The 14261-nt window shown below is 70.5% G+C and carries 7 protein-coding genes; 4 read left to right on the forward strand and 3 right to left on the reverse strand.

All coding sequences use genetic code 11. From position 1 onward, the window contains the following. Positions 1-1222: 1222 nt before the first annotated feature. Positions 1223-3685 carry a Helicase associated domain protein gene (locus ABH928_RS24165; RefSeq protein WP_370069920.1) on the forward strand — a complete coding sequence of 821 codons (2463 nt, stop codon included), beginning with the start codon at positions 1223-1225 and terminating at the stop codon, positions 3683-3685. A gap of 31 nt (positions 3686-3716) precedes the next feature. Here the strand turns inward: ABH928_RS24165 and ABH928_RS24170 are convergent, their stop codons facing one another. From ABH928_RS24170 to ABH928_RS24180, 3 genes are read right to left on the reverse strand one after another with little or no spacing between them, the layout of a single operon-like run. Further along, positions 3717-4313: a DUF6262 family protein gene (locus ABH928_RS24170; protein ID WP_370069922.1), complete on the reverse strand. Its 597-nt coding sequence runs from the start codon at positions 4311-4313 to the stop codon at positions 3717-3719. Beyond that, entirely contained in the window at positions 4310-6904 is a 2595-nt protein-coding gene (locus ABH928_RS24175; protein ID WP_370069924.1) for a tyrosine-type recombinase/integrase, read from the reverse strand. The genes ABH928_RS24170 and ABH928_RS24175 overlap by 4 nt, the downstream gene beginning before the upstream one ends. Next, positions 6901-8079 carry a tyrosine-type recombinase/integrase gene (locus ABH928_RS24180; protein ID WP_370069926.1) on the reverse strand — a complete coding sequence of 393 codons (1179 nt, stop codon included), beginning with the start codon at positions 8077-8079 and terminating at the stop codon, positions 6901-6903. The genes ABH928_RS24175 and ABH928_RS24180 overlap by 4 nt, the downstream gene beginning before the upstream one ends. Positions 8080-8365: 286 nt before the next feature. Between ABH928_RS24180 and ABH928_RS24185 the strand changes: the two genes are divergently transcribed. The 3 genes from ABH928_RS24185 (at position 8366) to ABH928_RS24195 (ending at position 14034) form a co-directional block, all read left to right on the forward strand. Further along, positions 8366-10498 (forward strand): hypothetical protein, encoded by a 2133-nt coding sequence (locus ABH928_RS24185; RefSeq protein ID WP_370069928.1) that lies wholly within the window; start codon positions 8366-8368, stop codon positions 10496-10498. Between the two features lie 271 nt (positions 10499-10769). After that, complete coding sequence (locus tag ABH928_RS24190) at positions 10770-11708, forward strand: hypothetical protein (protein WP_370069930.1); 939 nt, start codon at positions 10770-10772, stop codon at positions 11706-11708. Positions 11709-12117: 409 nt separating this feature from the next. Beyond that, complete coding sequence (locus ABH928_RS24195) at positions 12118-14034, forward strand: Helicase associated domain protein (protein WP_370069932.1); 1917 nt, start codon at positions 12118-12120, stop codon at positions 14032-14034. Positions 14035-14261 lie beyond the last annotated feature (227 nt).

A 14261-nucleotide genomic window follows, 5' to 3' on the forward strand; every position in this document is an offset into this window, starting at 1 on the left:
CCCGGCTGCGCCGGGTAACCACGGGCCTTCGGCCCGGGTTGCTTGCGCCTTCGGCGCTGCGCGGCGGCTTCGCCGCCGGTACTGCCCCGGCCTTCGGCCGGGGGCCTCGGGCTTCGCCCGTGGCTGGCCCGCACTTCGTGCGGGTAGCCGGCTTCGCCGGCGGATCGGGCTTGGCCCGATGGGTGGGGCGGGGCGCTGCGCGCCCCTGGTGGTGAGTCAGCTCCTGCGCTTCGCTTCGGAGCTGAGGTGGTGTGAAGTGTGGGGGCCTGCGGCCCCTGGTGACGCCCGAGCTGTGCGTGGGCAGGGACTGGCCCGTGCTGCGCTCGGGCAGCGGGCCGGCTGCGCCGGCCGGATTGGGCTGCGCCCGATCGGCGGGGGTGACGGGCGCTGCACGGGTGTGGGTGGTGGTGGGTCAACTCCGCGCTTCGCTGCGGAGTTGAGTGAGTGTCAGGGTGGGGCCTTCGGCCCTTGGTGAGGTGGGGGTGGATGCCGGGCTTCGCCCGGGCTGACTGGGGCGGTGAGTCGGGGCGCTTCGCGCCCTGGGGGGGTTGGGTGATGGGTCGTCATGGGGTGGGGTCACTCGATGGGGTGGTGTGCGGCCCGGCTTCGTCGTTCCACTGCATCAAAGATAGAATCCCGCTAGACTCTGGGATTGTTGGCGGGGTGCCGAAGGATTCTGGAAGCCTCATGGTCGAGCGGTTCCGGTGTCTCGAACCATTCTCTCGGATGGGACTGGAATGGGCGTCATCGAATTTGCACGGGCTCTGATCCAGCGGCGCGCGCGGGGGAAGTCCCCGCAGCAGATCGGGGCGGCCCTGTCCGAGGCGCTCGACTGGGAACGGCAGGCCGGCCGAACCCAGGAGTCGGGCCCGCACGCCGTCCAACAAGCTGCCAAGTGGCAACGGATCGCCGACCTCGTCCGCACCCTGAACTGGCCGGCCTGCGACGTCGCCTGCGATGAACGTGCGCAGGCGGGGATCGCCGAGCGTGAGGCCCGCCTGACGGAGCAGCGGGAACAAGGTGGAGCGGGTTGTGGCGGTCCCCCCGGCGGAGCACGTCCGGGTCAACGGCGAGGGCCTGGTGCACGTGCCTGCGGTGGCTGTTTCTGCCGCGCGGGAGGCGTCATGATGCGAGGCCGTGAAATGTCGGGCTTGAACCCGTAAGGACTTGAAGTGCTTTTCTATCGGGTCGCGTGAATTCCGAGAAATGGGAATGGTCAATCGTGGCGAAGAAATTGCGTCCGCACCAGGAAGAGGCGTGCGACGCGGCAGTACGACTTCTGACGCCTCCGGCGTCGGGTCTGGTGCCGCCGGAGGGGCTGCGGTGCCAGATCCGGGCCGCGACGGGCTCGGGCAAGTCTCTGACGGCCGTTCACGTCGCCGGGCGGCTCCACTCGGAGCGGACGCTGGTGATCGTGCCCTCGCTTCCGCTGCTGGAGCAGACGGCCGGGGTCTGGCAGCGCGAGGGGCACGGCGGGCTGATGGTCGGGCTCTGCTCGCTGGTGGGCAACGAGCAGCCGGCGGGCTTGCGGTGCACCACCGATCCGGCGGAGCTGGTGAAGTGGACGGCCGGGCCGGGGCGGGTGACGGTGTTCGCCACCTACGCCAGCCTGGGCCTGGGCCACCTGGAGAAGGCGCACCAGGAGGGCTTGGAGCCGTTCTCGCTCGCGATCGTGGACGAGGCACACCGGGTCTCTGGTGCGGCTGGGCGGCCGTGGGCGGCGATCCTGGACAACACCAAGGTGCCCTGTGACCGGCGGCTGTTCATGACGGCCACCCCGAGGTTGTGGGCGGTCAAGGAGTCGGATCGGGAGCGGGCGGCGGCGGCCGGGATCGAGTCGGCCGAGCTGATCGCCTCGATGGACGACGAGGCGCTGTTCGGCCCGGTTGCCCACGACTACCCGCTCGGAACCGCGATCTCCGATGGCGTGATCGCCCCGTACCGAATCCTGTGCGTGGACGTGTCAGACCCGGTCCTCCAGGGCCTGGAGCAGCGCGGTGCGAGTGATGTGTCGGTGGAGTACCGGGGAGCCCGGCTGGCGGCCTTGCAGACGGCCCTGCTGACCGCCTGCGCGGAGTGGGACCTGTCGCGAGTGCTGTCCTTCCATCACATGGTGGCCGAGGCGCGGGCGCTGAGTGCCGGCCTGCCGGAGGTGGCGCGGGTGCTGTGGGAGCAGGACTCCGCGCTGCACCCGGACCCCGCGCTGGTCGGCACGAGCTGGCTGGAGGCCGAGCACACCCCGGCCGAACGCCGGGCCGTGCTCGGCACGTTCGCCTCGCTGGTCAGGGAGGACGGGTGGCGGCTGCTGCGGTACATCCTCGCCTCGGTGAAGGTGCTGTCGGAGGGTGTGGACACCTTCGACTGCGACGCCGTCTTCTTCGCCGACGTGCGCGGCTCCATGGTCGACCTGGTCCAGGCCGTCGGGCGGGCCCTGCGCATGCACCCCGGCAGCGGGAAGGTCGCCACGATCGTGGTGCCGGTCCTGCTGGGCGCCGGGGAGAACGGCGACCAGCTGCTGACCTCCCGGGCCTACGACGGCCTGTCCAAGCTCCTGATGGCGCTGCGGGCCCACGACTCGGCCGCCGTGGAGCGCCTAGCCATGCCGCAGTCCGAGACCCGCCCGCCGAGGGAGCCGAAGCACGCCGGAGAGCCCGAGGAGCGCCGCTCCGCCGGCGGCCAGGCGCAGCTGCTCCAGTTCTCCACCCAGCGCGACCCGGCGGTGATCGCCGCGTTCATCCGCACCCGGGTACTGGAGCCCGAGCGGGCGGAGTTCCGGCGCGGCCTGGAGGAGCTGCTCGCCTACCGCGAGGCGTTCGGGGACGTGAAGGTGCCCTACGCCTACCAGGCGCCGTCCGGGCACCGCCTCGGGGTGTGGGTGGCCGACCAGCGCCGCTACAAGGCCGCCGACGTCCTGGACGCCGAGCGCGTCAAGGAGCTGGACGAGCTCGGGATGATCTGGTCGGCGTTCGACACGGCCTTCACCGACAACCTCACCGCGGTCGCCGGGTACGCCGCCGAGCACGGCCACGCCTGCCCGCCCAACGAAGCGGTCTGGGGAGGTCGGCCGGTCGGGACCATCATGAAGAACCTGCGTACGGCGCAGCGGCGCACTGAGGCCCTGGAGCGCCGGGCCGAGGCCGGCGAGACCGGTTTGGACTGGACCGGGGCGCTGCCCGCCGATCGCAAGGCCGCCCTGGATGCGATCGACCCGGCGTGGTGTCCGGCGTGGTCGGTGGAGTGGCAGCGGTGCTTCGCCCTGGCCTGGCGGCACACCCGGGACGGCGGGACGCTCGCCGGCGCCGAGCCGGGCAGCATCATCATCCAGGGCGAGGACCTGGCCGGGTGGGGGCGCGCCCAGCAGGTCGGCTGGGACAAGCTCTCACCGGCGCAGCAGTGGGCGCTGGAGCACGTCCTTGGCATCGAGCCGCTGCCCGCCGAGGAGAAGCCGGCGGGGAAGGTGTCGCACGCGGAGAAGGAGGCTCGGAACCTCGCCGCCGCCGCCCAGTACCGGGCCCGCGAAGGGCACCTGAACGTCCCCCGCACACACAAGGAAGCCCTGGCGCTGGGCGACGGCACCACTCTGCTGATCAGCCTGGGCCTGTTCATCGCGAACAGCCGCAGCAGGCGCGCAGACATCCCCGCCCACCGCGCCACACGCCTCACCCAACTCGGCATCCGCTGGTGAGGGATGAGTGATGGTGGCGGTTGAGTGCTTCTCACAGGCTTGGTCGATGCTGGTTGATTAGGTAGGAGGCAAGTTGTGCCTCCAGGTCGGCAACGCGTCGGTCGAGGAATCGGTTGCTCTCCCGCGCGCTGGCCAGGCGCTCGTGCGCACGTTGCTGGTCCTGTACGAGTTGGTGGACCTGGAGCTTGAGGCTGCCGTTCTCGGCAACGATTCGTTGCAGGGAGCCTTCGGGGAGGTCGTGCTCGAGATCGCGGATCTTGCCCAGGAGTTCGGCGATGCGGGTGCGCTGGATTCGGATCTCGGCCTGAGCTGCGGTCAGGCCGTCTTCCGCGTTCAGGGCGCGCTCTTTCCAGGCGCTCTGGGTGGCGTCGGAGGTGGTGCTGCTCCTGGTTCGTTGCTGGTTACCGGCGGCAGCTGCTGCTTGCTCGATGAGTGCTTTGGCCTGGTGGTTTTGGTAGAGGAAGGTGCGTGAGACCTGCGCGGTACGGGCCAGCGCGGCGACAGTGATCGGGGTGCGGTCGCGTCGCATCGATGCGAGGGCGGTTCTGACTCGTTCCACCAGATCTTCGCTCGCTCGGCGGCGCGCGGCGATGGCCGCGCCGGTCTGGGCGGTGTCGGGCGGCGTCACTCGTGCTCTCCCGCGGTAGACGGTTGCAGTGCGGCGAGGTCGCTGGCGCGGAAGGCGGTGCTCCAGGTGCGGTGGAAGTAGTCCTGCGGGCGGCGCAGGTCCATGTTGAGGGCTTCGTCCAGCAGACCGAGGCCGGCCAGGGCGCTTTCGAGGCCGTCGATGGCGCGGGCGGTGGGTTCGAAGACGGTGTGCAGGTAGTCGGCGGTCGCGTCGTCGGGAGCGTTCTCGGCGATCATGCGCCATTGCTCCGCCTTGCGGCGCCAGTAGAGGAGGTCGGCGCCGGACATCACGAACTTGTCGCAGTTCTCGCAGTCCAGCTTCCACGGGCACGCCCCGCCGTTGACGACGGGCTGGTAGGTGCAGAAGCCGCCGTCGGCGGGGGTACTGCGGCGTGAGAGATCGAGGGCCATCACCATGGCCTCCTCACGGCTGATCGCCTTGTTGCCGCGGGACAGGAGCTCTCCTGGACTGGCGGCCCCGGGGCCGGCGACCCAGACGGTGTTCAGGACGTCTTCGAGGTCGCTGTTGGTGATCTTCACGTAGTGCTCGGCCATCCGCTCGGAGAGGTGGCCGAGGTAGCGGCGGATGTGGGTCAAGGTCGCGCCGGCCCTCAGGAGGTTGGTCGCCAGGGTGTGGCGGGCTTGGTGGGCGACGTAGGCGCCGCCCAGGTCCAGGCCGTTGATCCAGGTCTTGAAGCGCTGGTTGAAGTGGCCGTAGGAGATCGACTGCTGCCCGTTGGGATTGCGGATCCGCGAGGGGAACAGCGCCAGCATGGCGCGCTCCCCGGCCTCGGGGGTGCGGCCGAACCGGCGCTCGAAGAGCGCGAGTGTCTTGGTGCGGCGCGCGTCCAAGCGCTCGTAGACCGTCTCGGGGATGCGGATGCCCTCGTTGTAGTTCCCGACCTTGGTCTGGTCGTGCCACAGCATCGCCAGCCCCTGGTAGCGGCCGATGCAGTCCAGGCGCAGCTCCACCACCTCGCTGCAGCGCCGCCCCGTGTGGGCGATCGTCTCCCAGATGTCGCGCAGCCCGACGCCGCTGAGGTCGACTTCCTCCAGGCGCTGGAGGTTCGCTTCGTCGGACAGTGCCTTGGCGACGTCGTCGGTGAAGGGGTTGCGGGAGCGCTGCTTGAGTCCGGCCCCGCCGAACGGAATGGCCGTCAGGAACCCGGTGTCCAGGCCCAAGCGCTCGCTTTGGCCGCCGGTGATAGCGCTGTAGAGCAGCTTGCGGGCGCCGTTGAAGACGAACTGGCAGCTGAGGTCCGTCACCGTCGGGGACCGGCCGTCGACCAGGACCATCCCCAGCGAGGGTAGGCCGTGCCGGGCGCGGTGGCGTTGGTCGGCGACGAATCGGTCCGCGTGCTCTCGCCGCAGCACCGTCGGGTCGTGGCCTCCGGAGGAGGCGTCCGTCTCCAGGAAGACGCCCAGTTCGACCGCGGCGCGACGTGCCTGTTCGAAGGGGCCTCTGGTGCGCGGGCACTGCGGGGAGCGCAGCCACGCGGTGAGGTGGTCCCACACCAGGTCCCTCAGCCAGCGCTGGGGCACCGCGGTGAGGTCGAAGTGGCTCTGGGCGTTCTTGAAGCGGCGGCCGAAATGATCGGTCTCAAGGAAGCCGGCGTCCTTGGTGTCCGCGGGGCTGTTGTAGACGCAGCGCAGGCCGTTGACGCTCTCCCAGACGATCCGGCGGACTTGGGAGTCGAACTGCTTGCGGGTCAGCCCCGCGTAGCCGCCGGCCTCCAGGTCCATCAGCGAGGAGAACGCCCCGTTCCAGCAGTGGTTGACCAGGTTCCTGATGCCGTTGACGTTCCAGTCCGAGTGCTGCCGTTGCTGGGCGTGGGCGTTCAGGGCCCACTGGATCTCCGCGCGCAGTGGCGCGGGCAGTCCGTGCAGGTTCACCAGCCCCGGTTGGGAGACCGGCAACGCCTTGGCGCACCAGGTGTCGAAAACCTCCTGGTCGTCGTAGACCACCGGGAGCGCCCGGCCGTCCTGGGTGCGGCCGCGCGTCGAGGTCAATGACCGTGCCCTGCCGGGACGCCCTTGCGTCTGATACCGCGACTCGTGCTGGATGCACAGGCCTATCGAGGAGCAGGCCAGGAAGGGGCAGCGGGCCTTGCAGGGGCCGAATCCCGGCAGCGGGCGCTGTGCTGCGATCCACCGCTCTATCTCTTCGATGCCCAAGGCGGCAGCCGAGCCGTGCTGCCAGCGGTTGTGGTGCTGGTTGCACAGTCGCAGGGACGGCGTACCGGCCGGCCGCTCGGGGCAGATCCGGCAGCGGCCGTAGTCGGTCCCCCGCGCCGATTTCAGCGGCTGCGCGCCCTCCATGAACCCCGCTCTGGACACGCCGGCCGCCTCGGCCTGCTCCCACAGCAGGTAGTGGGTTCCGCACAGAGTCTGGCTCATTTGCCGGATCCGCTCGCACCCCTGGACGGTGCACTGCCAGGCGTAGACCGGGTGCTGAGGTGGGAAGGCGATCAGCTCGCTGCGGTACAGCGGGTCGAACCCCGGTGCGTTGATCAGCGCGGTGAGCAGTTCCAGGCGGTCGCGCCCCACCCGGCGGTTGCCGTCGTGGCCCGGGAGCAGTGCCAGTGGGATCATGGCTGCGGCCCCCAGACGCGGTCCAGGGCCGCGGCGAAGAGCGGGTCGTGGACGTCCGCGTGGCCGTAGACCTCCTCCACCGTCGCGGCCGACGCCCAGCCGCCCGCGTCGCGGGCGATGACCGCGTTACCGCCCGCCGCGTCCAGGACCCCGGTGGCGAAGGTGTGCCGGAAAGCGTGCGGGGCCACCCGCCCCAGCTCCAGGCGGTGCCCGGCCCGGCGCAGCATCCCCCGCACGCCGTCGGTGGTCCACGGTTGGCCCCGGGTGGGGCCGTGGAGGCTGACCAGGAGCATCCCGTGGCCGGCCTGCCGCGGGTACTCGGTGGCGATGTAGTCGAAGTAGGTGTGGATCATCGCCGGGCTCGCCCGGCGGACAGCGCCCCCGGAGACCACGCCGTCCTGTCGCTGCCAGGGCGTCTTGGTCTTGACCCGGGCCCGGTTCGCGTTGCCCTCGCGATGGCAGATGTGCACGTGCGCGGAGCGGCACTGCCCGCACGCCGCGCCCTCACGTAGGTGCAGGTCCACCAGGTGCAGACCGCACAACTCCCCGACCCGGAAGCCCCCGTCAGCCAGCCACGTCACCACCATCCGGTCCCGCGCACACGCCAGTTGGTCCACCAATTGCTCCCGCGCGCCCTCAGGGAGCATCTTCGGGTGCCTGCGCACCCACCGGTCCGGCGCGAGCGGGTTCGCCGGCATCTCGGTCAGGACATGACCGAGCATCGAACGGCGCCGGTCCGCCCGGGTCGGCAACCGCGACCCGCGCAGCTCCTGCGCCACGGCGCGGTTCACCCCGCAGGTGGCCTGGTGAAGATAGAAGCCCTTCAGGCACGCCGCCGCGGTCTTCAACGCACTGTTCCCGTACGGGCGCCGGCCCACCCGCCACGGCAACCCGAACGGGCCCGTGAACTCCGCGCCCACCGCCGCCATGTAATGCGTCAGGTCCCGCAGCACCACCGACTCGACGCTCAACCCGGCGAACCGCAGCCACCGCAGATGATCCACCAGCAGGTAGGCGTACGTGCGGGCCGTCCCCGCCCGACACGACCGCAGGAACGCGTCCGCTGCCCCCACCACCGCGCAGGACTCGTCCACGACCGTGTAGGTCACCCGCCCGTCGACGCGCACGATCTCCTGCACCCGCAGATCCCCCACCACCAACCGACCATCCACCATCCGCGCCACCACCCAATCCGGTCCCAGCACCCCTGGTAGCGGGGCCGCACTCCACCACCCCACACCCCCACAGCACACCCACGGACCAAACCCGACGAACGTCGCATACGCCCCAGCAACAGTTGGTAAAGTCCGTCACTCCCACACGCCACAACGGGCCAGGGAGACCCTGGTTGACGCCCGGTCAGCGGGGACAGTCGTGACCAGCAGCGTGTAGCCCCGGACCGGTACTTGGGCGCCTCGTCGATCCGGCCGGCCCGCTGTGCCGGCGGGTACGGTGATCGTTGTGAGCGAAGCGTCCCAGGCCATGCCGGATCCCGAGGGTTCCTCGACCATCTCTTCGCAGCTGGTCGACCTGCTGGTCAGCCAGGGCGAGTACGGCGAGAGGGCAGCGCGACTGCTCCAGGCGGCGCAGCGGGTGCTCGCGGACGAGGAGATGCCGGCCGCTGAGGAGGTCGCCCAGTCCTGCTGCCGCGGCGCTCTGGACGCGCTGCTCAAGATGGCCGGCGAGGACTTCCCCGGTGTACTGGGTGCCCAGAAGGATGTCATCGCTTCGGCGAAGCAGGTCGTGGCCGCACGGCAGGGCGATGAAGCGGGGGGCCTGGACGAGTGTCTGGAGCGGCTCGAGCAGACGGTCGCCGCGCTAGAGGAGCAAGAGAGCGACAAGGGCGGCTTTAGGATCCGCCAGGTCGGGCAGCTTGTACACGACCAGACCGGCTGGGAAATGGGGCCGGGCGAGCGTCTGGCCGTCGACCAGTCCTGGAATCGTTTCTACCGTGAGACCTCCGGCGTCCTGCACGGCTCCCGGAAGGGCCAGGGGGCGCGCCGGACGTTGGAGGGTGTCACTGCCGCGATCGGGCGGCTGTTCCACGACCTGATGGAGGACGCTGCAAAGCTGCGCTCCTACGCCCAGCTTGAGGATCCGTCCCCGGCAGACGCCGAAGAGGTCAAGCTGTGGAGCGATCCGCGGGCAGGGGCGTACTTCTTCGCTGAGGCGGTGAGTGCGGCCTGGTTGGACTTGCTGCCCTTGCAGCGTTTCCTTCCCCAGCCGGGCCGGTGGCCGGCGCAGCCCTACTTGAAGCGGCTGCTGGCAGGCGACCCGGAGCTGGTGTGCGCGTGGTTCGAGGGCCGCATGGACGCGCTGGCCGAGGCCGACGCAGAGGCCGTCGTGTCGGCGGTCATGCTCTTGTGGCAGGCGGGCATCGACGCGTTGAGGGTGATGCGGAAGGCCCTCGGCGTCGCTAGCGGGAACCGGCACGTTCTCGTGGGTGTCGCGGAGTGGGCTCAGCAGGTTCCGGTCAGTCAGCGAAACCGGACATGGGTGCAAGTGGTCGAGGAAGTCCTGGCCGCGAACGGGTTCGCCAGGTCGGATACGTGGCAGTGCGGACAGCTCCTGGTCGCACTGCTGGAGACGGCCTACCCGGGCGGGTCGCCCCGTGGCGATGGCGGCAAGCTGGCTACCGGTGTCCGCCACGCTCTCGCTACCACCTTGGCGGCGCACCTGGGCGCGCCTGATCAGTACTGGACGACCGATCTGGTCAACGACCTGCGCCAGGTCGCTGTCGATGACCCGACGCACCATGTGTTCCTGGTCCCGCTGACGCGGGCGGTGCTCGACCTCGCCGCGGCCGATGCCGCGCACGGAGTCGACCTGGGCGTGCGCACCAAGCCGCTGATGCAGAGTGTGCCGACGGATCCAGGGCACCGACTGCGGGCGGTCCATCTGCTGGAGACCGGTCCCACCGGCACGGATTGGTGGACCGCCGCCGTCGAGGCGACCGGGCAGGTGGTCGCGCTGCGGTCACCACGGGCCGACGTCTTCGACTTCCTTGTGCGGGTCATGGCCGATTGCCCGCAGGGCCTGCGGGCGGACCTGGAGGAGGGCGTGCTCACCGCGCTCGGCCCCGTGCCGAGCCAAGCAGACATCGACGCCTGGGTGACGGCCCATCAGGATCCGGCTGGCGGGCAGCCGCTCAACGACCGGTGGTACTGCGCGTGGAGTCTGGCTTCGGTACTGCCTTCCCCGGTCAGCGCCGCCTGGCAGCCGGTGGTCAGCGCATTGCAGAACATCGCCGGCGCCCCAACGCGGCCCGAACCGCTGCTGCGAGTCGACTCCTACGTCGACGCGGGCCATGGCATGGCCACCGAGACGTTCCTAGCGCAGGCACACGAGCACGGCCCTGCTGCCGCGGCGGCCGCACTGACGATCGCCGACGTCCCAGGCGACGATGCCGACGCCGAATCGGCGCGGGCACAACTGCTGGCCGAGTTGGTCAGCGCCGATCCCGAGAGGTGGGCCGAGGACCCGGAAGGGGTCCTGGCCGCGCTGGTCACCCACCGCCTGCGCCATGTGTACCTGTATGAGCTGATCTCCGCACGCGAATCGCGCAAGCTCGACGGGACGGGATCGCTCACGTGAGCGACACAAGCCGCCATCAGCGCGCGCCCCGCGGCCAGGGACACCTCCACATACGCCTCGGAGCTGAACCGGACCATCTGCCGACTGGTGTACCTCGCCTTCGAAACCGGCGTCACTTTGGCGGACTCGGAGCCGAAGGCCGTGGCGTGGCTGGCCGGCCTGGCCACCGAATGGCACAACGGGAGCGCCGAACGAGCGGACATGGGTGACGACCTCATCGGCGCGCTGAACAGTACGGGCGGCCAGGCCCTGGCCGGACTGTTCGCTTGGGGTGTCCGCCACGGCGTGGACGGACAACTCCCCGGCCCCGTTGTCGAACTGGCCGATCAGATCCTGGGCGGGCTCACCCGATCCGCAGGCACTCGCCGTCGTCGGCTACCGGCTGTCTCAGCTGACCGAGCGATGCCCGGCCTGGGTGGAGCGCCACAAGGCGACGCTGTTCGATCTGCGGCAGCCGCACTCCCCCGCCCGGACCTGGCTGACGTACGGCCAGCCAGGGGGCGCGTTCGCGCTCGTGGACCGGGCCGAGCTCGCCGAGCTCCTGGTCGCGCCACCGACGGTGGACACGCCGGCCGCCGGCACCGGCGACGAGCGGTCCCGCGACAGGGATGCTCTCGCGGCGGTCCGTCGGGCGCAGCAGCGCGTGGACGCGACGTTGGACCGCGTCGCGTGGGCGCTCCTGGACGCGGGCGCCCCCTTGGGGCCGGTCCGGGACTTCTTCCGGCAGGTCGCCGGGCGTCCGCGCGGTGCGGAGGCGGTCTCTCAGCTGCTGTCCTGTGTCGCCTGGCGCACTGCCAAGGGGCCGAGCGACGCGAGCGAGCGCGCCGTGGCGGTGTGGGAGGCGGCGCTGGACGCGGGCCTGCCCTCTGCCGCGTTGGCTGGGGCGGGCGAGTTCGCGTACTCCACCGGCCTGGACGACGAGACGTGGCTGACCCTGACACGGCGTACCGCCGAGCAGGAGCTGGGACTGAACCCTGCTCACGCGGTCGCCCAGCGTGCAGCCGGCCACCCTGACTCCCCAGATGCCCTGATCATCGCCGCGCGTCTGCTCGGTGCACCACTGGAGCCGTTCCACAAGATGGAGGTCAGGCGGCAAGCCGACGCTCTGCTGCGCGCCGCCAAGGACTCGCCCCAGTGGCGAGCGCTCCAGAGTGCCCTGGTCGACGCTGGCGAGGTGCAGGCGGCGTTCGTTCAGCCCGCCAATACCTGAGACGCCCTGGGCGCCTGATCCTTGGGCTGTCGCGAAACCACTTCACTGACGACGAGCGAGCGATGGTGCACCGCAACATCGTCGGCGTCCGGGCGCGGCCGAGTGGCTGAAGCCCGCAGTGGAGACCGGGGAGATCGCCCTGGTCGAAGGCTTGGCCAGGCTCCTGTCCAGCAATGGCGAGTGACGGCGGCCGCAAGCGGGGACGCGGCGGCCTGCCCGACTCGAAGACCGCAGTGGCCGTCCTGGACGTCGCACACATGGATGCCACGCAAAGACACAGGTCAGCGAGGCATAACACGCACATGCAAGCGGTAAAACGGACGAGGCACACCGGGTCTCCGGCTCTGCTGGGCGGCCGTGGGCGGCGATCCTGGACAACAGCAAGGTGCCGTGCGACCGGCGCCTGTTCATGACCGCCACCCCACGACTGTGGTCCGTCCTGGACAGCGGCAGGGAGCGCCCCCAGGCGGCCGGGATGGAAACGGCCGAGCTGATCGCGTCCATGGACGACGAAACCCTGTTCGGTCCCGTCGCCCACGACTACCCGCTTGGGCAGGCGATCTCCGACGGGGTGATCGCCCCGTACCGGATCCTGTGCGTCGACGTCCGTGATCCGCTCCTGCAGGAGCTAGAGCAGCGCGGGGCCGATGAGCGGTCCGTCCAGTACCGCGGGGCCCGGCTGGCCGCGCTCCAGACCGCCGCGCTGACGGCCTGTGCGGAGTACGACCTGCGTCGGGTTCTGTCCTTCCACCACCTGGTGGCCGAAGCCCGCGCATTGAGCACCGGCCTGCGCCCCGTCGCCCGGGCGCTGTGGGAGAAGGAGCCCTCGCTGCACCCGCGACCCGAGGCGGTCGGCACGGCGTGGCTGGAGGCCGAACACAGCAGCGGTGAACGGCTCCGGGTACTAGGGACGTTCGCGTCCCTGACCGAGGCGGACGGGCGGGTCCTGGAGCGCTACATCCTGTCCTCCGTCAAGGTGCTCTCAGAGGGCCTGGACACCTTCTTCTGCGACGGCGTCTTTTTCGCGGACGTGCGCGGGTCCATGGTCGACCTCGTCCAGGCCGTCGGCCGGGCCCTGCGGATGAAGCCCGGCAGCGGGAAGGTCGCCACGATCGTCGTACCCGTCCTGCTCGAACCCGGCGAAACCAGCGAGGCCCAACTACTGACCTCCCGGGCCTTTGACGGACTTTCGAAGATCCTCCTCGCTTTGCGCTCGCACGACGCCGCCGCCGTTGAAAGGCTGGCGATGCCCCAATCCGAACACCGGCCCGAACGCGAACCCCGCAGCGGCACGGAGCCGTCAGCGGCCGGGGAGCGCGAGCTGCTGACGTTCTCCAGCCGGCGCGACCCCTCCGCCATCGCCGCGTTCATCGCAACAAGAGTGCTGGAGCCCGAACGAGCCGAGTTCCGGCGCGGCCTCGCCGAACTGCTCGTCTACAAGGCCGAGTTCGGGGACGCGAAGGTGCCCTACGCCTATCGGGCGCCGTCCGGACACCGCCTCGGGGCGTGGGTGGCCGACCAACGCCGCTACAAAGCCGCTGGCGTCCTCGATGAGCAGCGGATCGGCCTGCTGAACGAGCAGGGCTTTATCTGGAGCCACTTCGACACGGCCTTCACCGACAACCTCACCGCGGTCACGGGCTACGCCCACGTGCACGGCCACGCCTGCCCACCCGCCGACGCCGTCTGGGACGGTCGTCCAGTCGGGGTTATCCTCAAGAACTGGCGCACCGCTCAGCGGCGCACCGAAGCCCTGGAACGCCAGGCCGAGGCCGGTGAGCAGGACCTGGACTGGACCGGGGCGCTGCCCGCCGACCGCAAGGCCGCACTCGACGCCATCGACCCCGCCTGGTGCCCGACCGGATGGTCTCTGGAATGGCAGCGCCGCTTCACCCTGGCACGCCGTCACGTCCAAGCCGGCGGGAAACTGCTGGGCACCGAGCCCGGCAGCGTCGCCGCTCAGGGCGAAGACCTCGCCACATGGGCAAGGACGCAGCAACTCGCCTGGGAGAACCTCGGACCGGCGCAGCGGTGGATGTGCCAACACGTCCTCGGCTTGGAGCCCCTGGCACCCGAACAGCGCCCCAAAGGGCCTGTAAGCCACGCGGAGAAGGAGCGGCGCAACCTCGCCGCCGCCGCCCAGTACCGGCAGCGGGAAGGCCACCTGAACGCCCCCCGCAGCCACAAAGAGCAGCTCCGGCTGAACGACGGCAGCACCGAGGTGGTCAGCCTCGGCCTCTTCCTCGCCAACAGCCGCGCCAGGAAAGCCACCATCCCCACCGAACGCGCCGCCCGACTCACCGCGTTGAGCATGCGATGGCAATAGCGGTGGACGCGAAGGCGCTACCGCTCGGGGCCCCCTTGGGGTGGCCTGGTGTGGGAGGGAGGTTGCGGGCAACCTCCCATTTCCTCCGTCGCGGCCCATCGGAAGTGGTGGTGGGCCGTGCACAGTGGCCACAGGGTCTCCGCGGGCACCTGCTTGCAGCGGCCGGCCCCCCGCCGGGAACGGCCACGAGGCGGCTGGGGCGGGCGCAGTTTGCAGGCCTCGGCGAA

This window comes from Streptacidiphilus sp. MAP5-3 (genome assembly GCF_041262505.1).
GTDB lineage: Bacteria > Actinomycetota > Actinomycetes > Streptomycetales > Streptomycetaceae > Streptacidiphilus.

Excerpts from the sequence above, each read along its gene's own strand:
- ABH928_RS24180 (WP_370069926.1), bottom strand. The coding sequence starts at position 8,079 with ATGGTGGATGGTCGGTTGGTGGTGGGGGATCTGCGGGTGCAGGAGATC.
- ABH928_RS24175 (WP_370069924.1), bottom strand. The coding sequence starts at position 6,904 with ATGATCCCACTGGCACTGCTCCCGGGCCACGACGGCAACCGCCGGGTG.
- ABH928_RS24195 (WP_370069932.1), top strand. The coding sequence starts at position 12,118 with ATGACCGCCACCCCACGACTGTGGTCCGTCCTGGACAGCGGCAGGGAG.